A 25,710-nucleotide genomic window follows, 5' to 3' on the forward strand; every position below is an offset into this window, starting at 1 on the left:
CCAGCCTACGTCGCGAATGCTGGCATCGGCCCAGTCAGAGCCGCGGGTCAGGCGCCCTTGCTCCGTCGCCCGGTCCCGTCCGCCAGTTCCTGCCGGTGCTGCACGGCCAGCTGGACGATGTCCCGCACGTGCGGATCCTCCAGGACGTAGACCTGCCGCTTCCCCTCGCGGCGGGCGCGGACGAGGCCGGCGAGTTTCAGTTTGCCCAGGTGGTGGCTCGCGGTCGGCACGGTCTGGCCGGTCTCCTCGGCGAGCGTGCCGACGTCCCGTTCCCCGTGCGACAGCAGCCAGAGCAGGTGCAGCCGCACGGTCGCGGACAGCAGGCCGAACGTCGCGGCGGCGTCCTGCAGCAGGTCGGCGGGAAGCGGTTCCAGCGGGGCCTCGGATGGGGTGGGCACGGGGGACATCCTCTCGGGTGGGGTTCCAGGGTGACTTAGCCCCCATCAGTTGCACAAGTGTTTGACTGTTTCCGTGATCTGCGCTCTACTGGTCCCCGGGCCGGCGCGCACGCCGGCCGATGAGTCTTGCGGAGGAGGTGAGCCGGGTGACCGGCGAAGGAAGTAGTCGGCACGACCGTGCGGGAACCCGGCCAGTCGCCTAGGTCGGAACAACCCCGCGCGGTCCGCTGACGTCCAGCTGACCTCGAGGGGGACGACCCATGACCCGCTTTCCCGCCCTGCGCGCCCACGGCGACGCGCCGGTGCTCACTGTTTTCCGCAATCTCGACAGCTCGCCTAAAGGCCTCACTGAGGACGAAGCGGACGACCGCCTGCGTCGCTTCGGCGACAACCGCATCGACGGAACACCCCGCACCACCGCCCGCGTCTGGGACGCCGCGCGCAGCCCGTTCGTCGCGCTGCTGACCACGCTCGGGGTGGTGTTCGCGGGCGTCGGCGACATTCGCGGAGCGGTGACCGTCGGTGTGATGGTCGTGCTCAGCATCGGCCTCCGCTACTGGCAGCACGCGCGGTCCGAGCGCGCGATCAGCGCGGTTCGCGACCAGATCACCACCACCGTCACGGTGCGCCGGCGCGCGGCGGCAGATTTCCCCGCCACCGAGCGTGAAGTGCCGACTTCCGACCTCGTGCCCGGCGACGTCGTGCTGCTCGGGCCCGGCGACGTGATCCCGGCTGACGTTCGCATCGTCGCCGCCAAAGACTTCGTGGTCGACCAGTCGGCGTTGTCCGGAGAGGCGATGCCGGTCGCGAAGCGGGCGCCCCAGCTCGGGCAGCACGAGGAGCACGAGCTGGTCGAGACGCCCGCGCTCGCGTTCGCGGGGACGTCGGTGGTCGGCGGGACCGCCACCGCGGTCGTCGCCGCGACCGGCAGCGAGACCTACTTCGGCGAGCTGGCCCGGCAATCCGCTGAGCCGCGCGCGGAATCCAGCTTCGACGCCGGAGTGCGCCGCGTCGGCTGGACGCTCGTGCGGTTCATGCTCGTGATGGTGCCGATCGTGCTCGTCGTCAACGGCACGGTCACCGGGGACTGGGCGCAGGCCGGGATGTTCGCGGTCGCCGTCGCGGTCGGTCTCACGCCGGAGATGCTGCCGGTCATCGTCACGACGAACCTGGCTCGCGGCGCGGCGGCGCTGTCCCGGCGGCAGGTGATTGTCAAGCGGCTCAACGCGATTCAGGACCTCGCCGCGATGGACGTGCTCTGCGTCGACAAGACCGGCACGCTCACCGAGGACCGGATCGCCTACGCGCACAGCGTCGACTACTCCGGCAGCCCGGACGGCGAGGCCGCCGAGTACGCCGGTCTCGCGGTGCGGTTTCAGACCGACCGGCACGACCGGCTCGACGAAGCGATCGAGACCCTCTTCGACGGCGAAGACGACCTGGTCGCCGACGCGCTGTTCACCGGCGTCGCCGAGATCGGCTTCGACCACGCGCGCCGCCGGGCCAGCGTCGTGGTCCGGCGCGGCAGCGAGCACGTGCTGATCAGCAAAGGCGACCCGGACGAGATCCTGCCGCGCTGCAGCCACGCGCGCCGCGACGGTGTGGTCGCCGAATTCGACGACGCCGCCCGGATCGGCGCGGAAGAACTGGTGCGCGCGTACGCCGAGCACGGCATGCGGGTGCTCGCCGTCGCCGCTCGTGAAGTCAACGCCCGGCTCGACGGATTTGACGAAACTGACGAGAACGAGATGATCCTCGTCGGTTTCGTGGGATTCGTCGACCCGGTCCGCGACGGCGTCGTCAACGCGGTGAAAACCCTTGGCGAGCAAGGCGTCACGCTGAAAGTGCTGACTGGCGACAACCGGCACGTCGCCGCCCGTGTCGCGGAGTCGGCGGGTATCCCGGTCGGCGAAGTCGTGCTCGGCCAGCAGGTCGAAGCGGCGGGCGACGCTGAGTTGCGCGAGATTGTCAAGGACACCACCGTTTTCGCGAAGCTCACGCCGGCGCACAAGGCACGCGTCGTCACGGCGTTGCGGGAGAACGGCCGCGCGGTCGGCTTTGTCGGCGACGGCGTCAACGACGTCACTGCCCTGCGCACCGCCGACGTCGGGATCGCCCCGGACACCGCCACCGACGCGGCCAAGGACGCGGCGGATCTGGTGCTGCTGGAACGCGACCTCGGCGTGCTCGCCCGCGGCGTGGCCGAAGGACGGCGGACGCTCGGCAACACGCTGAAGTACGTCAACATCACCGCCGCGTCGAACTTCGGCAACGTGCTGTCGGTGCTCGCGGCCAGTGCGTTCCTGCCGTTCCTGCCCATCCTGCCGATCCAGCTCGTGGTGTCGAACCTGCTCTACGACCTGGCGCAGCTCGCGCTGGCCTGGGACCGGGTCGACGACGAGTACCTCGGCAAACCGCGCCGCTGGGACGCGCGCGGCCTGACCGGCTTCATGCTCGTGTTCGGACCGCTGTCGTCGCTGTTCGACCTCGCGACGTTCGCGGTGCTGTGGAACGTCTTCGGCGCGGGTGCCGACCCGTTGCTGTTCCAGACCGGCTGGTTCGTCGAGGGTTTGCTCTCGCAGCTGCTGGTGGTGCTCGTCCTGCGCGGGCGCGGCACTCCCCTGCGTGCCAGCCGCCCGGTCGTCCTGGCCGCGGCAGTTGCCGCGCTGGCCGGCCTGCTGCTGCCGCTGTCGCCGCTCGCCGGACCGTTGCGGATGCAGGCGCTGCCCGCCGGCTACCTGGTGTGGCTGGTGCTCGTGCTGGTCGCGTACGGGCTGGCCGCGCAAATCGCGAAACGCGGCTACGCCCGCCGCCGCACGTGGTGGTAACCGTCCTTTTTCGAGCCTTTCCAACCCTTTTCTGAACTTTTCGCGCCAAACACAGTGGGAGCACAGATGACGACTGTGGAGATGTTGCTGCGCCTTGGCACCGGAGTCGGCCTCGGCACCGTGATCGGATTTGAACGCCAATACCGCGCCCGGATGGCCGGATTGCGCACAAACGCCCTGGTCGCGGCCGGTGCGACGCTGTTCGTGCTGCTGTCCGCGCACGGATTTCACGGAGCGAGCGCCGACCCCACCCGGGTCGCCGCGCAAATCGTGTCCGGAATCGGTTTTCTCGGCGCGGGTGTGATTCTGCGCGAAGGATTGACCGTGCGCGGACTCAATACCGCGGCGACGCTGTGGTGTTCCGCCGCGGTCGGCGCGCTGGCCGGAGCCGGGCTGTACCCGGCCGCCTGCGCGGGCACCGCCGTGGTGATGGCGGTGAACATCGCGCTGCGCCCGCTCGGCCGCGTGGTCGACCGCCGTCCGGCAACCGGCCGCGAAACCCCGACGTCGTACACCTTCCTGGCGGTGACCAAGGACGATTCCGAGGCGCACGTCCGCGCGTTGCTCGTGCAAGCACTGGCCCGCACCGATTTCGCCCTGCAGTCGGTCACCAGCACCAATACCGAGACCGACGGACAGGTGCAGGTGCTCGCCGAACTGTCCGCCGACCAGCGCGACGACAAGCAGATGGAGTCGGCGGTGAGCCGGCTGTCCATGGAGCCTTCGGTGACCAGCGTGCGCTGGCAAGCCGAACTCACCTACTCCGAGCGAGACAGCGAGAACTAGACCATGCTGCGTACCTTCCCCACCCGCGGCGCGCTCGTCCGGCCCCGCCGCACGATCGCCGACGTGGCGGTGTTCCTCGGCGCCGCCGCGGCGCTGTGGCTGACCGTGCGGCTCGCGCACGGTGCCGCCGCCGCGTGGACTCCGGCGACCGCACCGTCCACAGTGTCCACTGACCCCGCCGAACTTCCTTACTACGCTGGACGTTCCCTGCTGCGGATGTTCGTCGCGCTCGGGTTGTCGGTCGGCTTCACCTTCGTCTACGCGACGGCCGCCGCGCGCTTGCGGCGTACCGAGAAGATCCTGTTGCCCGCGCTCGACATCCTCCAGTCCGTGCCGGTGCTCGGGTTCCTGTCGGTGACGATCACCGGGTTCATCGCGCTGTTCCCCGGTTCGCAGCTCGGCCTGGAATGCGCGTCGATCTTCGCGATCTTCACCTCGCAAGCCTGGAACATGACGTTCGCGTTCCACCACTCGCTGGTGTCGCAGCCGCGCGACCTCGACGAGGCGTCGCGGCTGCTGCGGCTGTCGCGCTGGCAGCGGTTCTGGCGCGTCGACGTGCCGAGCGGGATGATCCCGCTGGTCTGGAACGGGATGATGAGCTTCGGCGGCGGCTGGTTCTTCCTCACCGCGTCCGAGGCGCTGAGCGTGAACAACCAGAAGTTCGCCTTGCCCGGCATCGGCTCCTACGTCGCGACCGCCTCCGAAGCGGGCGATCTCGGCAAGGTGCTGCTGGCGGTCGCGGTGATGATCGTCCTGGTCGTCGGGGTGAACGTGCTGTTCTGGCGGCCGCTCACGGCGTGGTCGGAGCGGTTCCGGATCGAGAACTCCGAAGCCGCCGAAGCACCCCGCAGCCTGGTGCTCGACCTCCTGCGCCGTTCCCGGATCCCGGCGCTGCTCGGCCGGGTGCTCGGCAAGCTGGTGTTCCCGCTCGACCGCGCGCTGGCGGTCTTCGGGCTGGCCGAGTACCCGCTGCGGTTCTCCCCTGCCCGCAGGCGCGCCGCGGACATCGTGTTCAGCGTCGTGGTGTTCGGGCTGATCAGCTACGGTGCCGTGCGCGCGGTGCTGTTCATCGGCGAAACCACCGGCTACGGCGAGATCGGCCACGTGCTCTGGCTCGGGCTGATCACGTTCGCCCGGGTGGTGACGCTGGTGGTCGTCGGCACGCTGGTGTGGGTGCCGATCGGGGTGTGGATCGGGATGAACCCGCGGGTGTCGCGGCTGGCCCAGCCGGTCGTGCAGGTGCTCGCGTCGTTCCCGGCGAACTTCCTGTTCCCGCTGATCACCGCGGTGCTCGTGGCGACCGGGATTTCCCTTGACTGGGGCGGCATCCTGCTGATGAGCCTCGGCGCGCAGTGGTACATCCTGTTCAACGTCATCGCGGGTGCCTCGGCCATCCCGCACGACCTGCGCGAGGCCGCCGCGAACCTGCGGCTGCCGCGCGCGCTGTGGTGGCGGCGGCTCGTGCTGCCCGCGATCTTCCCGAGCTACGTCACCGGCGGGATCACCGCGGCGGGCGGCGCGTGGAACGCCTCCATCGTCGCGGAAATCGTGTCGTACAACGGGGTCACGCTCACCGCGACCGGCCTCGGCGCGTACATCGCCGACGCGACCGGCTCCGGCGACTCCGGGCGGATCCTGCTCGGCGTCGCGGTGATGAGCCTGTACGTCGTCGGCCTCAACCGGCTCTTCTGGCGGCGGCTGTACCGCCTCGCCGAACGCCGCTTCTCCCTGTCCTGAAAGGCATCCGCATGTCCGAAGTCCTCGTTTCCGTCGAGCACGTCAGCAAAAGCTTCCCCGGTTCGGCGGGGGACGAACTGCGTGTCCTCGACGACATCACCCTCGACCTGCGCGCGGGCGAGATCGTCGCGCTGCTGGGCCGTTCCGGTTCCGGGAAATCGACGCTGCTGCGCACGATCGCCGGTCTGATCGGCCCGACCCGCGGGACCGTGCGCTACCGCGGCAAAGAACTCGACGGAGCCAATCCGGGCACCGCGATGGTGTTCCAGACCTTCGCGCTGATGCCGTGGCTGACCGTCCAGGACAACGTCGAACTCGGCCTCGCCGCGCGCGGAATCCCGCCGAAGGCCCGCCGGGACCAGGCGTTGCAGGCGATCGACCTGATCGGCCTCGACGGCTTCGAATCCGCCTACCCCAAGGAACTTTCCGGCGGAATGCGGCAGCGCGTCGGGTTCGCCCGCGCGCTCGTGCTCGAACCGGACGTGCTGCTGATGGATGAACCGTTCTCCGCACTCGACGTGCTGACCGCGGAAAACCTCCGCACCGAGCTGATGAGCCTGTGGCAGCGCGACGATTTCCCTACCAAGGCAGTCTGCATCGTGACGCACAACATCGAGGAGGCCGTCCTGCTCGCCGACCGCGTGCTCGTCCTCGGCGCCAACCCGGGGAACCTGCGCGCGGAAGTCGAGATCGACCTCGCCCGGCCGCGCGACCGCAAATCCCCCGCGTTCGCCGCGCTGGTGGAGCGGCTCTACGACCTGCTGACCGGACGCGACCCGGCGGCCGTCGAACCCGCGCAGGCCACGCCGACCGCGCGGCCGCTGCCGCAGGCGTCGGTCGGCGGGCTCGCCGGTCTCGTGGAACTGGTGCACGCCCGCGGCGGGCACGCCGACCTGCCGGACCTCGCCGCCGAACTCACCTTCGAGGTCGACGACCTGCTGCCCCTCGTGGACGCCGCCGCCCTGCTCGACCTCCTCTTCGTGGCAGGCGGCGACCTGCACCTGACCCCGGTCGGCACGTCGTTCACCACCGCGGACATCCAGACCAGCAAGAAGATCTTCGCCGGTCAGGTCCGCGACCGGGCGCCGCTGGTGCGCACGATCGTCAACGCGCTGGCCGCCAGCTCGGACGGCACGCTGCGCGCGGAGTTCTTCCTCGACCTCCTCCGCCGCGGCTTCTCCGCCGCCGACGCCCGGCAGCAACTGGACACGGCGATCGACTGGGGCCGGTACGCGGAACTCTTCGACTACGACACCGACAGCGACCGGATCACCCTCGCCTCGTGAGCGTTCCCGCCGGTTCTCGGCTTGTCGTTGAACCCGTGCTCGCCGGTCGTGAGGACTCGTCCCGCCTCGTGGCGGATGGCCGGGCAGTCGTCCTGGGCCGGGACGGTTTCGGCGCGGCTGCTGGTGCCGATCACTGCGGCCCTTGCGCCCGGACTTCCTTCCGTGGCAGGAGAAATCATCGGCCACCGGCAGGTTCATGATCGAACGGGGCGAGCGTTCACCAGTCCGAGCCGGGGCCGCCAGGGTCAGGCCTGCCTGCCCATCCGGTCAGCGACCTCCGCCGACCTGCGCCGGAACTCGTCCACCAATGCTGCGGGGACCACCCGGAGGCGATCGGTGCGGCCGCGCAGGAAGGTCCGCATGCCGGCGGCGAGGACGTTCCGGACCTGAGCGGTGTCGTGCTCGGGATGTGCCGCCAGAAAGGCGAGGATGCGCTCGAACTGGTCGAACACCTCCAGGTGCCGCGGGCTCACCGCGCCGCTGATGCTGGTGGCCCGGCAGCGCCGGTAGCGCACGCCGACCCGCCTGGACACGGCGATCCTGCCCGCGGCGAGCACGGCGGGGATCGACCAGGCGAAGTCCTCGTAGTACCCGGGCGGGAACCACAGGCCGGCGGCAGCAACGAAGTCCCGGCGGCAGGCCTTGTTCCAACACACCCACGACGCGCGCAACACGCCGGGGTGCCCGGCAGCAGACACCGTGCGAGGCTCATCGGGCACAGTGCCGTGGTCCATGCCGATGCGCCGGGCCATCCCGCAAGGCCGCCGCTCCTCGTAGTCGAACAGCAGCACGTCGGGGTCGCCGGCGGCCGCCAGATCGGCGTCGAGGCCCGCGAGGACGTCGGCACCGCGATACGTGTCGTCGGCGTCCAGGAACAGGAGGTATTCGCCGCGCGCCAGGGCGATTCCCGCGTTGCGTGCGGGCCCGGTTCCGTGGGTGCGTGCCAGGTGCACGGCAGTGACACGGCCGTCCTCGCGGGCGTGCCGGTCGACGATCGCCCCGCACGCGTCCGAGGAGTTGTCGTCGACGGCGATGATCTCCAGGTCGGCGCCTGCCTGGCGCCGCACCGACCACAGGCATTCGTCGAGGAAGTCCTCGGCCGACCGGATCGGCACGATCACGCTGAACCGGGTCACGAGACCGGCTCGCGCAGGTCGTCATACCTGACCCCGAGCATGACGGACCCGCCGCGCAGCCCGATCAGCCGGTGATGGCGGCGAATCCACGGGTCATCGTCCCGTGCTCGCGCGCAAGCTCTTCGAACCAACCTAGGACAGCTCCTCTCCTTCAGTCCGAGGTTAAACCGGCCTCGCCGCTCACGACGTCCTTGGGAGCCGCCGCCGGAGCGTCCGGGGCCGGCTCCCGGTTCACCACCGCGATCGCGAGCGCGGCGATCACCGCTACCGCCGCGAACAGGTAGAAGCCCCACGGATACGCCAGCCCCGCCGACAGCAGCAGCCCGGTCACCAGCGGGCCGGAGATCGCGCCGAACCGGCCGATCCCGCTCGCCGCGCCGAGTCCGGTGCCGCGCGCGTCGGCGGGGTACACGCGGGCGACGTACACGTAGACCAGCACCTGAGAACTGAAGGTGAAGACCCCCGCCAGCAGCACCCCGACGTACACGCTCGCGCCGGGCAGCTTGATGCTCAGCAGCGCCAGGAACACCGCCGACGCGGCGAACCACACGATGGTGGACCGGCGATGGCCGATCCGGTCCGCCACCCGGCCGCCGATCAGCAGGCCGATGACCGCGCCGACGTTCAGCACCAGCAGCAGCGCGAGCGCCGCGCCGAGTTCGTAGCCCGCCGCGCGCATGATCTGCGGCAGCCAGGTGTTCAGGCCGTACACCAGCAGCAGCCCCATGAACGACGTCACCCAGAACGCGATCGTCGCGCGGCCGTAGCCGTGCCGGAACAGGACGCCGACCGGATTGCGGCTCGGCCGGGCCTCCTTCACCCGCTCCAGCACCTTCGATTCGGGCAGGAACTTCGCCATCAGCGGCACCAGGACCAGCGCGGGCGCGGCCCCGATCACGAACATCCACTGCCAGCCGAACCGTTGCAGCACCACGATTCCCAGCAGCGCGGTGAGCACCGCGCCGACGTGGTAGCCGGTCATCAGCACGGTGGTCGCGCTGCCGCCGCGGCCGACCCGCGCGTACTCGGTGATCAGCGCCAGCGCGGTCGGCAGCACGCCGCCGAGGCCGAGGCCGGCCAGGAACCGCAAGACCCCGAACAGCCACGGCCCGGTCGCGAACGCGCACAGCAGCGTGCAGACCGAGAAGCTGATCACGGTCAGCAGCATCATCTTGCGGCGGCCGAACAGGTCGCTGAGCGGACCGGTCGCGAACGCGCCGACGGCCACGCCGAGCAGCCCGACCGCCGAGATCAGCGACGCCGTGTTGGGGTCGAGCCCCCAGGATTTGTCCTTGAGCAGCGCGGGCAGCACGACGCCCAGCACCACCAGGTCGAACCCTTCCATCGCCACCGCCGTCCAGCACAGCGGGGCCACCCAGCGGGCGTGCCGGGCCCGGGGATCGGTCGAGACCGTCATGTCATCACCTGCGTCGTCGGAGGGGACCTGGTCGGGTACTGCGGTTAGAACGGGTACTGCTTAAAACGGGTACTGCGGGAGGTCGCCGCGCACGGTGACCCACTGCGTTTCGGTGAACGCCTCCAGGTTGGCCTGCGCGCCGCCGTGCCGGGAGCCGGTTCCCGAATCCCCCACCCCGCCGAACGGCGCGAGGGCCTCGTCGTTCACCGTCTGGTCGTTGACGTGCACCAGACCGGACGGGATCCGCTCGGCGAGCGCGAGTCCCCGTGCGGCGTCCCGCGTCAGGATGCCCAGCGAAAGGCCGTACTCGGTACCGCCGGCCAGACGCACTGCTTCGTCCACTGTGGAGAACGGCACGACCGGCGCGACCGGGCCGAACACCTCCTGGGCGTAGGCGGGCGCGGTGAGCGGGACGTCGGTGAGGACGGTCGGGCGGTAGAACAGGTCCTCGTAGGTGCCGCCGGTGGCGATCTTCGCGCCGGCCTCGGCGCTGCCGGTGACCACCGAGTGCACGCGGTCGCGCTGTCCCGCGTCGATCAGCGGACCGAGCGCGACGTCGCCGTCCGCCGGATTGCCGACGGTCAGCTTGGCCGCGTGCTCGGCGAGCGCGGCCGCGTAGTCGTCGGCGATTTCGGCGGCGACCAGATGCCGTCCGGTCGCCATGCAGATCTGCCCGGAGTGGTTGAACGACCCGAACGCGCCGACCGACGCGGCCTGCTCGACGTCCGCGTCCGCGAGCACGACCAGCGCCGAGTTGCCGCCGAGTTCGAGGTGCACGCGCTTGAGCCGCTCCCCGCCGCCGCGGCGATCCGGCGGCCCGCGTTCGTCGAACCGGTGAACGCGATCACGCGCACCAGCGGGTCTTCGACCAGCGCCGCCCCGACGTCCGCGCCGCCGGGCAGGAGGTGGAACAGCCCGTCGGGCAGCCCGGCCTCCTCGAAGATCCGGGCCAGCACGACCCCGCCGCACACCGCGGTGCGCGGATCCGGCTTCGCCAGCACCGCGTTGCCGAGCGCCAAGGCGGGCGCGATCGCGCGGATGGACAGGATCACCGGCGCGTTGAACGGCGAGATCACGCCGACCACGCCGGCCGGAACCCGGCGGGCCATCGACAGCCGAGGCTGGCTGGAACGCAACAGTTCCCCGTACGGATGCGCGGCGAGCGCAGCGGCTTCGTGGCATTCCTCCGCCGCGACCGCGCGGGTCTGGAACTGCGCGAACGCCCGCGTGGCCCCGGATTCCCGCACGAGCCATTCGTCGATCTCGTCGCCGTGGTCCTCGAAAAGCCGCGCCGCCCGGCGCAATACCCGCGCTCGCTGGTCGTACGGCCGCGCGGCCCACTCCCGCTGCGCTTCCCGCGCCGCCGCGGCGGCCTTGGCCACGTCCGCCGGAGCCGCCGCGCCGACCTTGGCCAGCGCGTTCCCGGTGGCGGGCTCGACCGCGTCGTATTCCCCGCCGGAGCCGGGGATCCAGCCGCCGGAGAAGATCCGGCCCTGCCATCCGGTGCCGAGCAACGTCATGCCGTCACCGCCACTTCCAGCACCAACGGCTCCGTGCGCGCGGCCAACGTTGGCAGCACCTCGTTCAACACCGACTCCAGTTCTTCGTAGGTTTCCGCCCGCCGCGCCGGGCAGCCGAGCGACTTCGCCAGACCGCTCACGCTGACCTCGTCAAAGCCGGGCCACGGCGCTTTCCCGCCGGCTGCCGTCCGCTCGCCGTGCCGGGCGGCGAGCTTGTCCATGATCGCGTAGCCGCCGTTGGCCAGCACGATCACGAGAACGCCGACGCCGTAATGCGCGGCGCTCCACAACGCCTGGATCGAGTACAGCGACGAGCCGTCCCCGATCACCGCCACCACCGGCCGCTTCAGCCCGCCCATCCGCAGCCCGATCCCCGCCGGCACGCCGAAGCCCAGACCGCCCATGGCCGCGCTGAGGAACCCGAGCGGCTCGCGCGCCGGGACGAGCGCGTGCAGCAGCGGACGGCTCGACGGCGATTCCTCAACCAGCACAGTGTCCTTCGGCAACTGACGCGCGAGCAGCCCGAACACGTACTCCGGCGCGAGCGGCGCGCCGGGCTCCGGTGTCCCCGGCAGTTCGACCGTCCGGCCGATCCGCTCCGAACCCGCCTCGCGCGCCGGAATCAGCTCAGCCAGCGGACCGCACACCACCGACGGCCGCGCGAGCACGGCGAGATCGACCGGGCTGCGGTGCGCTTCGTTCGGATCGTCAGTGACCACCGCGATCCGCGTGCCGGGCTCGGTCAACTGTCCCGGTTCCCGGGGATACTGGCGGAAAACCGGCGCGCCGACCGAGAGCACCGCGTCGTGCCCGGACAACGCTTTCCGCAGTTCTTCGCGCCCCGGCGGCAGATGTCCGGCGAACTGCGGGTGATCCTGCGGGAATCCCGCACGGGCCCCGAACGCCTCCTGCCACACCGGGCACGCGAGCCTCTCCGCGAGCGCGGTCAGCCCCCGCCACGATTCGGCGTCGTCCGCGCCCGCGCCCGCCACGAGCACCGGATTGCTCGCGGCACCAAGGAATTCCGCCAGTTCGGCCAGCACCGCGGACTCCGCGGCAGTCGCCCGGACCAGCCTGGCAGGCGCGGGCAGCGGCTCGTCCGTCGCGGCCGGCTCCGACCAGTCGTCCATCGGCACGATCACGAGCGCCGGTCCGCGATGCTCGCGCGCCTCGTGCCAAGCCCGGGCGAGCGCACCCGGAACATCCTGCGGACGCGGCGGTTCCGCGATCCACACCGGCGCAGGCCGCGCCAAGTCGTCCAGCCGATGACCGGTCAGAAACGGCTCCAGCGCAAGATGCCGACGGTCCTGTTGCCCGACCAGCACTACCAGCGGCGCCCGGTTCACCCGCGCCGTCGCCAACGCCCCCACGGCATTCCCCAGCCCCGCAGTCGTGTGCAAGATCGCCACCGCAGGCCGGTCGTTCGCCAGCGCCCACCCGGTCGCCATGCCGACCACCGACCCCTCGTGCAGCGCCAGCACGAACTCGAGGTCGTCCGGCAGGTCGGTGAGCAGCGCGATCTCGGTCGACCCGGGATTGGCGAACACCGTCGTGGCGCCGAACCGGCGGAGCACGTCGAACGCGGCGTCGCGGACGGTCGGGGCAGGGCTCACGGACTTCTCCTCGGGCAGTGCGAGCGGGTGGGTCCGGAGTGTCCCGGTCCCGTTCGCGGCCGCCCAGCCCTTCTTCCACTCAGCGGAAAAGTTCTTCAGCCCTGCAACGCCCTCGTGACCCCGAGCGCCGCCATCCGCACGACCGGCACGAGCGGCGACAAATTCGGCGTGCAACTGGGCACCACCACGGAAATCGCCGCCACGACCTGATCGCCGGGCCCGCGCACCGGAGCCGCGACCGACGACGCGCCCTCGGTCATCTCGTTGCGGGAGATGCAGAACCCCTGCAACCGGACCTCGGCGAGCACCTGCCGCAACCGCGCCGGATCGGTGATCGTCCCGCTGGCCCGCCGCTCCAGCCCCCGGGCGAGAATGCTGTCGAGACACTCCGGCGGCGCATGCGCGAGCAGCACCTTGCCGGGCCCCGCCGCGTGCAACGGAAGCCGCAGCCCGACCCGCGAGGTGACCACGACATCCGGATGCGCCTCGAGCTTTTCGAGATAAAGCGCCCGGTCCCCGTCGAGCACCACCAGGTGGACGACCTCGTGCGTCACCTGGAGGAGATCCTGGAGAAAGGGAAGCGCGACGTCCCGCAACTCCCGCCCGCCCGGCGCCTGCGCCCCGAGCTGCCACAACCGCAGCCCGATCCGGTACCGCCCGCGCCCGGTGCGCTCGAGCGCGCCCCAGCCGGTCAGCTCGGCCAGCAGCCGGTGCACAGTAGCGGGGGCGAGCCCGGTCGCCCGGGTAATCTCGCCATGAGTCTGCTCGGGTCGGCCGGACAAAAATGAATCCAGCACCGCGAACGCGCGGCTGAGAACCGTGCGCCCGGGTTCGGCGGCGTTGCCGGCGATCGGTGCCTCCGGGGCTGCGGTGGAACGGGACGGGGACTGGCCGCCCATCATCCGCCAGTCCCGCGAACACGGCAACCCGCCATGCGCCCGACTGTCCACACGGGACACCTGACGCCCGCCCTGTTCCTCGCGCCCTCTCTGCCGCTCCTGGTCCGTGAGGGGAACCCTCACCGCCCCAGATTCCCCCAGGGTTCCCCTCACGACCCACTGCCAACCAGCCCGCGAGGGCCCTCAAGCCCCCAGCCGGTCCGTGATGGGCCCCTTCACGGACCCAGATTCCCTCAAGGAGTCCTTCACGCCCCACCCCGCCCCCGCCCGCCAATGCGCCCCAATGTGGCATTGGGTGCGTCACATGCACCCAACGCCGCATTGGGGCGCAAGCCCCACCCCACCAAGAACCGCCACCGATGCACCCACCCATCGAGGCACCCAGCCCCTCCCCCGCACCCCGATACGAAGCCTCCCTGCGGTTCGGGGGTGCTTGTCAAGGCATCTTTCCCGCCTTGACAAGCACCCCCGAACCGTCAGCACACTTGGGCTTCGGGGTGCCCCACGCAACCAAAGCCAAGCAAACCCGCACCTCACCGCCCAAACGTACTAACCCCCGGCCACACCCCCAACGCCTCCCGATTAAACGTCACAGCCACCCCGTCCCCCCGCAACCGAGACCCCTCCTGATCAATCCTCCACCCATCCACCCGAACCCCAACCCCTCGCCGAACAAACTCCCGCCCCACCCGAACCCGAACAGAAACCGCCTCCCCACCCACCAAATTCAGATAATTATCACTAAAAACACCAGGCAAAACCCGCTCCCCAGTCCGAGGGTCATAAACCTGCAAATGCACCATCAACGCCACCACTCGCCCCACATTCCGAACCTCGACCACCACCTCCTCCCCCTCAACCCGCCCAGCCACCGAAACCGCCGCCCCAGCCATCCGATCCAGCCCGGCAAACCCCACCGCCCGAGCAGGGTTCTCCACCCAGTAAAAGTTCCGAACCACCCCACCAGTCCCCCGGAACACCAGCCGCACAAAGACAACCTCAGCCGACGCCCCCTTAACCAGCGAAGCAACACTCCCCACCACAGCCCGATCAGCCCCCGCCACCCCACTCACCGGCAACGAAGCACGAGCGAACTCCACCCCGTCCAGCCCATAAAGCCCGACCTCAACCACCCCGCGCACCACCGCCGCAGTGTGATTGGCCACCACAACATCCAACCGACGCCCGTCGAGAATCACATTAACCCGCCGACAAGCGTGCTGAACCGCATAAAACGAAGAATGCGCCTCAAGATCATGACTGTACATCTGCCAGACAAAACTAGGCTGCGCAGGATTAGTCATCCACATGATCACCCCGGTACGCGGATAAGGCCGAACACTCCCCATAAACGCAACCGGAGCCTCATAAATAGCCTTAATACACTCATAATTCATCATCTGCGACTTGCGCGCGAAGTCCGGAAGATTCCGGATCTCCCCATACCGCTCCGCAGTCAGCCGAAGATAGCCCGCCCCGCCCCCATTCCCGCCATTGCCGTTCACATCGCGGTCGGCCCAGAAATCATCCGGCCGCTCCCACGAGGACTCCGGCAGCATCTTCCGCATGAACTCCAGGGTCGGAATGGAATAAGACCCGACCTCATTGTGGAACGGCGGCCACTGCGTCCCGTCGCTCAACTCGAAGTGCCGGGCAGGCGGCACCCAGTGATACGGCCCGCCAGACCGATACCCGTCCACCGCATGCGGGCCGGTGTCCCCGGCCGAACTCGTCAGCACCACCCGCTGCGGATCCAGCTCCGCCACCAGCGCATCCAGCCCGTCCACCAGCGGCTGCGGCGGCGGCCCCTCGTTCCCGCCGCACCACAGCAAGATCGACGGATGATTGCGGAACCGCACGATGCAATCACGAATATTGGCGAGATCCCGGTCGACATTCTCCGCCGCGGGACCCTCCGTGGAACAAAAGAAGTCCTGCCACACCAAAATCCCGTACTCATCGCAAGCAGCGAAGAACTCCTCAGTGCTGCTCTGCCCATTCCAGTTCCGGATCAAGTTGAGATTCGCGTCCCGGTGCAACCGCACCTGCGCCCGCAACCGCTCCCGGGGAATCCGCTTGAGCGCCTCGTCCAGCCCCCAGTTGCCGCCCATCACCAGGATCGGCTGATTGTTCACCGTAATCGCCAGACAGTCGCTCACCTCCCCGGACGGCGACTGAATCGGCCGCGTGTACTCGATCCGCCGGACTCCGAACTCCACCGTCCGCTCGTCGTGCACCTGCCCACCGGACTCCACGCCGACGGTCAGCTGATACCGATAAGGCTCGCCGTACCCGTTGGGCCACCACAACTTCGGCCGATCCAGCCGCAAACAGCCGATCTCCTTCGAGGTCAGCACCACCGACGACGCACCGGCAGGCACCACGACCTCCCGATGAAACCCCCGTCCGTCAAGAGAGCCCTTCACCGTCACGGACTTCCCAGCCGCACTGTCCAGAGCAAGCTCGACCGCGACCTCCGCCGTCCGCAAGTCCGCTGACAGCGTCGAAGTGACGTGCACGTCGGCCAGCCGAACCGGTCCCGTGGTACGCCAGGTGACCGGCCGCCAGATGCCGAGGTCCCGGTCCGGGATAGTCGGCAGCCAGTCCCACCCAGCGGTGCAAAAGAACGTCGGGCCGTTCTTCAGCGTGATGCCGGTCGGTCCGCCGTTGCGCCCGCCTCGCGTCACCCCGCTGGCGTAACTCGGCAGCGCCGGCGGATCGGTGTAGTCGAGTTTCCCGACCAGCACCGCGAGCCACGCCACCCCGTCCGCCTTCGCGACGATGTCCGTGACCTCGAAGACCGCGCGCTTGAACGCCCCTTCGACCGTCCCCACCTCGACCCCGTTGAGCCAGACCGTCCCGAGGTAGTTGATCCCGTCGAACTGCAGCCAGAACCGCTGTCCCGGAACCAGCTTCGGCACGCGGAACGCGACGCGGTACCAGTAGCCGGTGTCCTTGAGCGTGTCCGGAACGGTGTCGGTCACGATGTGCCCGTACAGCGGATCGGGATACTCGCCGTTGGCGATCATGCTGGTGAGCGGCGTCCCCGGGACGACAGCAGGCTTCAGCCCGGCGACCTCCGCGGCGCTGGACAGCGTCTTCCCGGACATCGCCGTGCCGTCCGCCGCGACGAAGGTCCAGCCGCGGGAAATCTCCCCGCCGCCCGGACGCGCTTCCGACGCCGCCCCGGCGGTGCCGGACAATCCGAAAGCACCGAGCACACCACCGCCCGCGACAGCAATCCCGCCGGACAGGAAACGCCTGCGATTCACCTCGGTCACGTCGCTCCCCAAGCCTCTTCTGACATCGTTGTCAACTGTGCGCGAACTCCATTATTCGGCTGTGCGCAGCCTGGATGTCAAGCGGCATCAGGAGGTTTCCGCGCGCCCGCGGAAACCTGTCGGGCGGACAAGCGGCGCCGGACACCCGAGAGTAGTCGCCGCTGCGCCATAGGAAGGAACCTTTACGAATTCGGCGGGAAATCGGTCCGCGCCCCTGGCGACCGGCCGCCTTGCGCTTTTAGGGTGACGGCGTCCGAGGCGGGGCTCCCGCCCCGCGCACCGGTGCACCACCTGAAGGAAAGCGAGTTTCCTCATGCACGAACCCGTCGAGATGTGGACCGCGCCCGACTTCGTCGAGTACGAAACGCCCATGGAGGTCACCGCCTACGCGGCCCGCATGGAGGGCTGACCGCCGGGACGGGACCGGTCCGCCGCGGTCCCGTCCTTCCCGGAAAACCGTTCCGCTCAGCGAGAATCCCGGAGTACGCGAATGTCCACTGTGCACCCGATGAGTCCGGCGGAGTTCACCGGAGCCCTGCGCGCCCTCGACCGGCGTTACTGGGGCAGCCACCCGTTCCACCAGCGGATGCACGCCGGCGAACTGACCCAGCGCGAGCTGAAACTGTGGGCCGCCAACCGCTGGTACTACCAATGCGTGCTGCCGAGGAAAGACGCGGCGATCATCAGCAACTGCCCGATTCCGGAAATCCGGCGGACGTGGCTCGACCGGATCGTTTACCACGACGGAGCCGCCGAAGGAGAAGGCGGAGCCGAACGCTGGCTGCGGCTGTGCGCGGCGGTCGGCCTCGAGCGCGCCGAGGTTCTCGACGAGCGGCACGTCGCCCCGGGCGTCCGGTTCGCCGTCGACGCCTACGTCACTTTCGCGCGCACCAAACCGTGGGTCGAGGGCGTCGCCTCCGGGCTGACCGAGATGTTCGCCGGGCACCTGATGCAGCAGCGGGTGGCCGACGTACTGGCGAACTACTCGTGGATCTCCCGCGACGACCTGGCGTATTTCACGAATCGGATCGACAAGGTCTCCGGCGAGGGCAAGGACACTTTGGACATTGTCGTGCGGTACTGCGTCACCCGTGAGCAGCAAGAGAAAGCGGTGGCCGCGTTGTCGTTCAAGTGCGACGTCCTGTGGTCGATGCTCGACGCCATCGAACGCGCCGCGGCCGAGGAGTGAGCCGATGGACACCATCACCACCTCGTCGGTGCCGAAGCTGCGCGTCGGCGTGCGACTGACGTTCGATCACGTGCGCGGGGTGCACGTGCTGTTGTTCCCGGAAGGCGTGCTGGTGCCGAATTCCACTGCCACCGCGGTGCTGGAACTGTGCGACGGCGTCACCCCGGTCTCCGGCATCGTCACGAGCTTGAGCCACCGGTACCAAGGCGTGCGGGAGGACGACGTCCTGGCAGTGCTGGCCAGGTTCGGGCAACGGCGGGTGATCGAATGGACGTGACCGCGCCGCTTGGACTGCTCGCGGAACTGACACACCGGTGCCCCTTGCACTGTGCGTACTGCTCGAATCCCCTGGAACTCGTGACCCGGTCAGCGGAAATGTCCACCGCGGAATGGACGGACGCGCTGTCCCAGGCCCGCGACCTCGGCGTGCTGCAGGTCCATCTCTCCGGCGGCGAACCGCTGGCACGCCCGGATCTTCCGGAGCTGGTCACGCACGCGAGCGACCTCGGCTGCTACGTCAACCTCGTCACCTCCGGCCTGGGCCTCACCGAGCAGCGCCTGACGGACCTGGCCGAGCGGGGCCTGGCCCACGTCCAGCTCTCCGCACAGGCCGCCACTGCGGACCGCGCGAACCTGCTCGCCGGCGCGAAAGCCTTCGACCGCAAACTGGCCGCCGCCGAACTGGTGAAGGCTTCGGGCCTGCCACTGACCGTCAACGTCGTGCTGCACCGGCAAAATCACGACCAGCTAGCCGCGATCATCGACCTCGCCGAGCAGATGGGCGCGGACCGCCTGGAGCTGGCCAACACCCAGTACTACGGCTGGGCCCTGCGCAACCGCGACGCGCTGATGCCCACCCGCGCGCAGCTCGCCGCCGCAGAACCCGTGGTGCGCGCGGCCGTCGAACGCCTCCGCGGCACCATGGAGATCATCTACGTCGTCGCCGACTACTACGAGCCGTTCCCCAAACCGTGCATGCACGGCTGGGGCGCGCGCCAGCTCACCATCGCTCCCGACGGCACCGTCTTGCCCTGCCCCGCCGCGAGCGCGATCACCACGCTCACCCTCGACAACGTCCGCGATACCGCACTGGCCGACATCTGGTACCGCTCGGAGTCCTTCAACGCCTACCGCGGCGAAGACTGGATGAGCGAACCGTGCCGCACCTGCGACCGCCGCACCACCGACTTCGGCGGCTGCCGCTGCCAGGCCTTCCAGCTGACCGGCGACGCGACCAACGCCGATCCCGTGTGCTCCCGCTCCCCGCACCGCGGCACCGTCGACCTGATCCTCGCCGCACCGTCCACTTCGGACCTGGTGATGCGCGGTCCAGCCCGATGAAAGTCATCCTCCTAGGCACCGCAGCCGGCGGCGGTTTTCCTCAGTGGAACTGCGCCTGTGCCCAGTGCACCTCCACCGCTCCGCCGCGTACGCAGGACAGCGTCGCCTTCAGCGCCGACGGCCGCACCTGGCACCTGCTCAACGCCTCGCCCGACATCCGCGCCCAAATCCTGGCGACCCCGCCGTTGCGAGCCGGCCCCGGCCCACGCGAGACGCCACTGCGCAGCATCCTGCTGACCGACGCCGAACTCGACCACACCCTCGGCCTGCTGATGCTCCGCGAGGCGGCTGACCTCACCGTCCACGCACCCGCCGCCGCCCTGCACGCACTGACCGACCACTTCCCGGCCCGCACGATCATCGGCGACTACCACGACTGGACCTGGCTCCCCACCACGGAAACCACCCTCGACGGCTTGCACATCACCTCCCTTCCCATCAGCGACAAACAACCGAAATACGCCCGCACCTCCGCCCACCCCGGCCCGTGGGTGGTGGCGTACCGCATCCACGACCCATCCACCGGCGGCACCCTCGTCTACGCGCCGTGCCTACGCACCTGGCCACCCGGCTTCGACGCGTTCGCCGAAGGCGCGAGCCTGGTCCTCCTGGACGGCACCTTCCACAGCGGCACGGAGTTCACCCACGCCACCGAGAACGCCAACCCAGCCGTCCAGCAGGCAATGGGCCACCTGCCGATCACCACCACGCTAGCGACGATCACGAACCGGCCAGGCGCGACGCGGTGGGCCTACACCCACCTGAACAACACCAATCCGGTCGTCGCACCGACCAGCAGCGAGCACGCCGCGGTGCTGGACGCAGGTGCGGAACTGCCTTCGGACGGCACCGAGTTCGCCCTCTGAACGCACCCCGCCGATCTGAACAACACCAATCCGGCCGTCGCACCGACCAGCGGCGAACACGCCGCGGTGCTGGACACGGGCGCAGAACTCCCCTGGACAGCACCAAGGTCACCCTCCGAACGCGCCCTTCGACACGGGCTCGGCCGCGGCTCGTTCGGCGACGCCCGGTTCAGCAGACGTGGAACGGTGGTCTCGGCCATCACCGACTAAGGCTGCGATGTATTCCTGTCAACGGTTCCTCCTCCCTCAACACACTCCTCTTCACCCGATCAACTCAGCTGCCGCGCATCTCTGGCGTACGCCAGCCAGGTCCGGGGACCCCGGTCGGCGACGACCGCTCAACCACCTCCCGCGCAGACACCGCACCAACCCGACTGCGCCACTCCCAACAACCACCGCCAATCACGTTTCTCACTGGGACGTCCGAACAACGCCACCAGCTATGGACACCGGCCAGGCTCGAACAACCCACCGGCAGCACCTACCGGCCAAGTCCGGATATCTCCCGCCAGCGGGTGAACACCACCCAGGTCCGAACCACCCGCCAACGGCACCTACCGGCCAAATCCAGATACCCCACCGCCGGGGTAAACACCAGCCAGGCCCAAACCACCCGCCGACAGCACCCACCGGCCAAGTCCAGGTACACCATCGCCAGGTGAACACCAGCCAGGCCCGACCAACCCGCCAGCAGCAACCAGGCCCGACAACTCACCGGCTAAGTCCGGATATCTCCCACCAGCAACGGCCGCTCCAGCAACTCCGGCGTGAACACCACCCCGGTCATCCGTGCCGCCACCGCGAACGCCGCGGCGATCGGGTTCGGCGGCCGCTCCGACTCCTGGTCCGGATCCAGCCCCACCTCCCGCATCAACGGCGTCAGCCGCTCTGATTCACTGCCGTACCGCTGGCTCGGCAGCCTCGGCAGAAATCCCGCGACGACCGTGCCGTCTACCGCGTGGACGAAGTGCGCCTCGGCGTAGTCGTGCCGGTTTATGCCCACCACTTCGCTCGACTTCGACAGCCGGGCGATGACGTCCGGCAGGTTTCCCAGCCAGCCCCACGGCTCGACGGCCACGCTCCATTCGCCGCACGAGACCACGCCGACGTATCCGCCTCCACTTCCTCCTTGGGTCTGTGCAACGTATTCCGCGGTCAGGCTGTTCATCTCCTCGAACGTCATCCGCTCTCCTCCGGCCGCGCCGAACCGGCGCACCACCTCCGGCGGATCGAGCCCGCGCACGAACGACACACAGAAGATGTCGTTCAGCGGCCCGCGACTGTCCAGCCAAGCCAACTCCGTCAGGTACTCCGTCATCATTCCTCCCCTAGATCGACTCAGCCCATGATGGCAGCCACCACCGACAAAAACCGGGGCCCAGGACCAAGACACCGCCCCCATCGGGTGAAGACGGGGAGCTCACCACGAGCCACCGTGGAAGCTGCCGCCTGTCTCCGGAGGATTCGCATGGTGCGAGTGTCGTTCACCGATTTCCCGGCCCGCCGATCCGGCAAGACCCGAACCTCGAACCACCAGGCACACCACGCCTTTCGCAAGCTCGCCAACAGGATCAGAGCAAGCGCAAGCACGCACCAACCACCACTGCCGCCGGAAAGCGAAGCAAGCAACACCCCACTCCCCCGGGCCCTCATCGTGCTGCTGGGCGCTGCCGCAGCGACGGTCGTGCTCGCGGGCGTGCAAGCCATCGCCTGGTTCGCCGCACCGACGTTCCTCGCCTTCGTCGTCGTGCTCACCCTCGATCCAGTGCGGAGCTGGTTGCGGCGCAAGGGATTGCCGCGCTGGCTGACCATCGCCGTACTGACCGGAGCCGTCTACGCCGTGCTGCTGGTCTTCTTCCTCGTTGTCGTGGTGTCCGTCGCGCAACTGTCCGCAGTGGTCCCCCGGTACGCTGGACGGGTCGACGAGCTGCTGCACAACGGGCTGGCCGCGCTCGGGATCGGCGAACCGCAGGTGCGCGGCATGCTGTCCTCCGTCGACGCCCGGAAACTCGTGCAACTGGCCGGTTCTCTGCTCGCGAGCGTCGGCAAGCTGGTCACGAACCTCGCGTTCCTCTTCGGCCTTTTGCTGTTCCTCAGCGCCGAAACAGCCTGGGCGGGCCAGCGGCTCAGCCGGATCGCCCACGACCGGCCCTGGATTTCCGCCGCATTGCGCGGTTTCGTCTTGAACACCCGGCGGTACCTGCTCGTGACGACGGTGTTCGGCGGGCTTGTCGCGGCGCTCGACACCGCAGCGCTCGCGCTCCTCGGGGTTCCCGGGGTGGTACTGTGGGGGCTGCTTTCCTTCGTCACCAACTATATCCCCAACGTGGGCTTCGTCATCGGTGTCGCCCCGCCCGCGGTGATCGCGCTCCTCGACCACGGCTGGCGCGGTATGCTGGTGGTGCTCGTCGTCTACCTCCTGCTGAATTTCGTGGTGCAGTCGCTGATCCAGCCGCAGTTCGTGGCCGGATCGGTCGGACTGTCCACTGTGGTCACCGTGCTGGCGCTGGTGTTCTGGACCTGGCTGCTCGGCCCGCTCGGCGCGATCCTCGCCGTGCCGGCGACGCTGCTGGCCAAGGCGCTGCTGGTGGACGTCGACCCGCGCGCCCGCTGGGCCGACGCGCTGGTGTCCACCCCGAAGCGCGATGAAAGCGGCCTCAGGTAAAGGCGGGCGACCACGACCCCGGAGCACCGGGTGTCCACGCTCACGTAAGACCGTGCAGCCGGGCGACCACGACCGCCGAACACCGGTTCCCCACGCTCACGTAAGACCATGCTGGCAGGCGACCACGACCGCAGAACACCGGCTGTCCACGCTCAAGTAAGACCATGCTGCCGGGCGACCACCACAGCTGAGCGCCGGTTGTTCACGCCGAGCTTGCCGTAGATCGCCCGCACGTGTGTCTTGACCGTGTTGACCGAGACGGTGAGGTCGGACGCGATCTCGTCCAGCGAACGCTGGGAAGGCAGGCGCTGCAGCACCACCTGTTCGCGGTCGGTCAGGTCGCTGGGCGGGGCTTGCGGGACGAGCCTGCCGCGGACCGTCTGGGCGAACCGGTCGAGCGAGCCGAAGCCGCCGGAATGGCCGATCAGCAGGTGCCGGACCGCGGGCTCGGCGAGCGCGAACGGCCGCACCAGTCCGTTCGGCCGGGCGAGTGCGAGGGCCTGGTCGAGGGCCTGGAGTGCCTTTGTCCGGCGGTGCGAGCGCAGGCCGAGCGCGGTTTCGGCCAGGTACCGGTCGACCGGGGTGGCCGGCAGCAGCGCGGCCGCCGACGCTGTTTCCCGCAGCACGGCTTCGGCCTCGCCAGTCTCGTCGGCGGCGAGGTGGGCGCGGACCCGCAGGACAGTCAGCTCGCCGCTGCCGGGCAGCTGATCCTGGGCCCAGGCAAGGACTTCCGCGGCGTGCAACGCTTCGCCGAGGGCAAGCGCCGCGTGCTGCTCGGCGACCGCGCACACCCCGACGAGTTCGCGGGGCGGCTCCAAGCCCGCGAGCCCGCGTCTCCCCGCGCGCATCAGCTGGGAGCCCGCCGTCCGGTCGCCCTCGTCGAAGCGCACCATTCCCTCGAAGAACTCGCGCAGCGGCACCAGCAACGGCATTCCCCCAGGCACCTCGGCTGCGGCCGCCGCACCCAGTTCTCGCGCCGCCGCAGGCGGTTCGGCGCGCATCAGGTCGTCGTAGGCGAGCAGTAACCGGCATTCGGCCACCCCGGGGTTCGCCGCCAGCCGTGCCTGCGCGCGACCGCGAGCGCCCCGGTGCACGCGCGACGCATCGCCGGGTGCTTCCCGCCGACGGCGTTCGCGACCGCCAGCGTCAGCCTGCTGTGCAGCACGAGGTGGTCCAGCAACTCGCCGCTCGCCAGGCGCAGCGCCTCCTGTGCCTGCGCGCTCGCGTGCCTGCGGGCTCCTCGGTGCAGCGACCGCCAAGCGCGGTCGAGGTGGGCCCAGGCGTCGAACTCCGGATGCCGCGCGGTCGGCGGTTCCGCTCCGGCCAGGCGCTTTCCGGTCACCGCGGCCAGATGCCGGACGGCGAGCGGCCACCAGTCGCCAGCGCCCTCGGCACCGAGGTCGGACTCCGCTTCGGCAAGCCGGCCGCCTTGGATGTGCTCGAGCGCGGACGCCAACCTCAGCGGCGCGTTCGCGGCGACGGTCGCGCCGCCGAGGCACTCGAGCGCGGCGCGCACTGGCTCCCCGTCCCCGGCCAGCACCTCGCGCACGGCTCGATCCCGGGCCAGGGCCAAGACGTAATCCCGGTCGTGCGCGGCCACCGCGTGCCGGAGCGCTTCCCCGGACCGCCCTTCGCCAGCGTGCCACCGCGCGGCGATCCCGTGCAGCCGCGGCACGCGCTCCGGGTCCCGCCGGGCCAGTTCGGCACGCAGGAAACCGCGCAGCAGCGGGAAAAACCGGTAGTTTTCCGCCGGTGTGCGCGTGACCAGGCCTCTCGCGCGCTCGAGTTCGTCCAGCCGCGCGCCCGCGTCCCGGCGGCCGGACAAGCGGACCGCGAGTGTCGCCGAGACCGCGTCGCAGATGCTGAGGCACAACAACAGCTCCGTGGTGGCCGCAGGCAGGTGCGCGAGCACTTCGTCGGCGAAAAACCGCGCCACTGCACGGTCGTCGCCCGTCACCGAGGCGACGACCGCGTCCGCGTCCTCCGCTTCGCGTACCGAAACCGCCGTCCAGCCGAGTGCCGCGGCCCAGCCTGCGGTGCGCTCGGTCAGGTCCCGGACGCGCTCCTCCCCCACCGCGGCCCCAGCGGCCCGCAGCAGGTTCGCGGTTTCCTTCGCGGTGAACCGGAGTTCGGCCGCGTCCACCCGGGACAGCACGTCTTCGAACTGCAAGCGGGCCAGCCGCAGCGGCGGCTCGACCCGGGTGGCCAGCACCAGCCGCAGCCCCGGCGGCAGGTGCCGGGCCAGTGCCGCGAGCGCTTCCAGGGGTTCCGGGCGGCTGATCTCCTGCAGGTCGTCCAGGATCAGCCGCACCGGAGCGGCCTGGCAAGCGAGCGCGTCGTCGAGGTCGGCCAGGAACGCCCGCCGCCGTCCGGGCGGCGGCGGGCGCAACCGGTGCAGCACGCCGCCCTCCCCGGCGGTGCGCCGCAACGCCCCGAGAATCGCCTCCCACAAGCGGGTTTCGTCGTTGTCGTCCTCGTCGAGGGACACCCAGGCGACCGCGCGGCCGCCACGGGCCCACCCGGCCAGCGCCGTGGTCTTGCCCGCCCCGGCGGGCGCCCGGACCACGGTGACCGGGCGGGCGGCGGCGCGGTCGAACAGCGCGCGCAGCCGCGGACGGGGGACGAAAATCCCCGGCAGGCGCGGCACCGCGACCTTCGCGCCGGGGACCGGCCGGAACCGGGTCGTCGTTCGAGCGGGCACGGCAAACCTCTCGGCTGTCGGGAGATTTCGCCCCCGGCTCCCGCGGT

19 protein-coding genes and 1 pseudogene are annotated in these 25,710 nt (G+C 69.9%); 10 read left to right on the top strand and 10 right to left on the bottom strand.

The window, feature by feature from the left end; genetic code table 11:
• Positions 1-47 precede the first annotated feature (47 nt).
• The gene (locus tag RPX00_RS39970; RefSeq protein WP_406633436.1) at positions 48-407 is read right to left on the bottom strand and encodes an ArsR/SmtB family transcription factor; all 360 of its coding nucleotides are present in this window, start codon (positions 405-407) and stop codon (positions 48-50) included.
• A gap of 251 nt (positions 408-658) precedes the next feature.
• Between RPX00_RS39970 and mgtA the strand changes: the two genes are divergently transcribed.
• The 4 genes from mgtA (at position 659) to RPX00_RS39990 (ending at position 7,035) form a co-directional block, all read left to right on the top strand.
• Complete coding sequence (gene mgtA, locus RPX00_RS39975; RefSeq protein ID WP_406633438.1) at positions 659-3,226, top strand: magnesium-translocating P-type ATPase; 2,568 nt, start codon at positions 659-661, stop codon at positions 3,224-3,226.
• Positions 3,227-3,292: 66 nt separating this feature from the next.
• Positions 3,293-4,012: an MgtC/SapB family protein gene (locus RPX00_RS39980; RefSeq protein WP_406633440.1), complete on the top strand. Its 720-nt coding sequence runs from the start codon at positions 3,293-3,295 to the stop codon at positions 4,010-4,012.
• Positions 4,013-4,015: 3 nt separating this feature from the next.
• Positions 4,016-5,749, top strand: a complete 1,734-nt coding sequence (locus RPX00_RS39985; protein WP_406633442.1) for an ABC transporter permease — start codon at positions 4,016-4,018, stop codon at positions 5,747-5,749.
• Between the two features lie 11 nt (positions 5,750-5,760).
• A complete protein-coding gene (locus RPX00_RS39990) occupies positions 5,761-7,035 on the top strand; it encodes a nitrate/sulfonate/bicarbonate ABC transporter ATP-binding protein (RefSeq protein ID WP_406633444.1) in 1,275 nt (424 codons plus the stop codon).
• Between the two features lie 245 nt (positions 7,036-7,280).
• Here the strand turns inward: RPX00_RS39990 and RPX00_RS39995 are convergent, their stop codons facing one another.
• From RPX00_RS39995 to RPX00_RS40020, 6 genes and pseudogenes are all read right to left on the bottom strand, one after another.
• A complete protein-coding gene (locus tag RPX00_RS39995; RefSeq protein ID WP_406633446.1) occupies positions 7,281-8,171 on the bottom strand; it encodes a glycosyltransferase family 2 protein in 891 nt (296 codons plus the stop codon).
• A 151-nt stretch (positions 8,172-8,322) separates the two neighbouring features.
• The gene (locus RPX00_RS40000) at positions 8,323-9,588 is read right to left on the bottom strand and encodes an MFS transporter (protein WP_406633448.1); all 1,266 of its coding nucleotides are present in this window, start codon (positions 9,586-9,588) and stop codon (positions 8,323-8,325) included.
• Positions 9,589-9,648: 60 nt separating this feature from the next.
• Positions 9,649-11,108 (bottom strand): annotated as a pseudogene (locus tag RPX00_RS40005) (aldehyde dehydrogenase family protein).
• The gene (locus tag RPX00_RS40010) at positions 11,105-12,721 is read right to left on the bottom strand and encodes a thiamine pyrophosphate-dependent enzyme (RefSeq protein ID WP_406633450.1); all 1,617 of its coding nucleotides are present in this window, start codon (positions 12,719-12,721) and stop codon (positions 11,105-11,107) included. Before RPX00_RS40010 ends, RPX00_RS40005 begins: the two are co-directional and overlap by 4 nt.
• A 95-nt stretch (positions 12,722-12,816) precedes the next feature.
• Complete coding sequence (locus RPX00_RS40015) at positions 12,817-13,671, bottom strand: IclR family transcriptional regulator (RefSeq protein ID WP_406633452.1); 855 nt, start codon at positions 13,669-13,671, stop codon at positions 12,817-12,819.
• Positions 13,672-14,153: 482 nt separating this feature from the next.
• Positions 14,154-16,901, bottom strand: coding sequence for a glycosyl hydrolase 2 galactose-binding domain-containing protein (locus RPX00_RS40020; protein ID WP_406633454.1), 2,748 nt, complete (start codon positions 16,899-16,901; stop codon positions 14,154-14,156).
• 313 nt (positions 16,902-17,214) lie between these two features.
• On the opposite strand from RPX00_RS40020, the gene pqqA reads away from it, so the two are divergent.
• The 5 genes from pqqA to pqqB all read left to right on the top strand — a co-directional run bounded on the left by pqqA (position 17,215) and on the right by pqqB (position 20,297).
• Complete coding sequence (pqqA, locus tag RPX00_RS40025) at positions 17,215-17,310, top strand: pyrroloquinoline quinone precursor peptide PqqA (protein WP_406633456.1); 96 nt, start codon at positions 17,215-17,217, stop codon at positions 17,308-17,310.
• An 81-nt stretch (positions 17,311-17,391) separates the two neighbouring features.
• Positions 17,392-18,090: a pyrroloquinoline-quinone synthase PqqC gene (pqqC, locus tag RPX00_RS40030; protein ID WP_406633458.1), complete on the top strand. Its 699-nt coding sequence runs from the start codon at positions 17,392-17,394 to the stop codon at positions 18,088-18,090.
• Positions 18,091-18,094: 4 nt separating this feature from the next.
• Positions 18,095-18,367 carry a pyrroloquinoline quinone biosynthesis peptide chaperone PqqD gene (gene pqqD, locus RPX00_RS40035; RefSeq protein ID WP_406633460.1) on the top strand — a complete coding sequence of 91 codons (273 nt, stop codon included), beginning with the start codon at positions 18,095-18,097 and terminating at the stop codon, positions 18,365-18,367.
• A complete protein-coding gene (gene pqqE, locus RPX00_RS40040) occupies positions 18,358-19,431 on the top strand; it encodes a pyrroloquinoline quinone biosynthesis protein PqqE (RefSeq protein WP_406633462.1) in 1,074 nt (357 codons plus the stop codon). Before pqqD ends, pqqE begins: the two co-directional genes overlap by 10 nt.
• A complete protein-coding gene (gene pqqB, locus RPX00_RS40045; protein ID WP_406633464.1) occupies positions 19,428-20,297 on the top strand; it encodes a pyrroloquinoline quinone biosynthesis protein PqqB in 870 nt (289 codons plus the stop codon). The genes pqqE and pqqB overlap by 4 nt, the downstream gene beginning before the upstream one ends.
• A gap of 718 nt (positions 20,298-21,015) precedes the next feature.
• Here the strand turns inward: pqqB and RPX00_RS40050 are convergent.
• Positions 21,016-21,615: a DUF6461 domain-containing protein gene (locus RPX00_RS40050; RefSeq protein WP_406633466.1), complete on the bottom strand. Its 600-nt coding sequence runs from the start codon at positions 21,613-21,615 to the stop codon at positions 21,016-21,018.
• 150 nt (positions 21,616-21,765) lie between these two features.
• Here RPX00_RS40050 and RPX00_RS40055 point away from each other — a divergent pair, with 150 nt between their 5' ends.
• Entirely contained in the window at positions 21,766-22,962 is a 1,197-nt protein-coding gene (locus RPX00_RS40055) for an AI-2E family transporter (RefSeq protein WP_406633468.1), read from the top strand.
• A gap of 152 nt (positions 22,963-23,114) precedes the next feature.
• Here RPX00_RS40055 and RPX00_RS40060 read toward each other — a convergent pair whose 3' ends face one another.
• Both RPX00_RS40060 and RPX00_RS40065 read right to left on the bottom strand, forming a co-directional pair.
• Positions 23,115-23,963, bottom strand: a complete 849-nt coding sequence (locus RPX00_RS40060; RefSeq protein WP_406633470.1) for a LuxR C-terminal-related transcriptional regulator — start codon at positions 23,961-23,963, stop codon at positions 23,115-23,117.
• Complete coding sequence (locus RPX00_RS40065; protein ID WP_406633472.1) at positions 23,963-25,663, bottom strand: hypothetical protein; 1,701 nt, start codon at positions 25,661-25,663, stop codon at positions 23,963-23,965. Before RPX00_RS40065 ends, RPX00_RS40060 begins: the two co-directional genes overlap by 1 nt.
• Between the last annotated feature and the right edge of the window lie 47 nt (positions 25,664-25,710).

It is taken from the genome of Amycolatopsis sp. WGS_07, assembly GCF_045278895.1.
Classification (GTDB): Bacteria; Actinomycetota; Actinomycetes; order Mycobacteriales; family Pseudonocardiaceae; genus Amycolatopsis.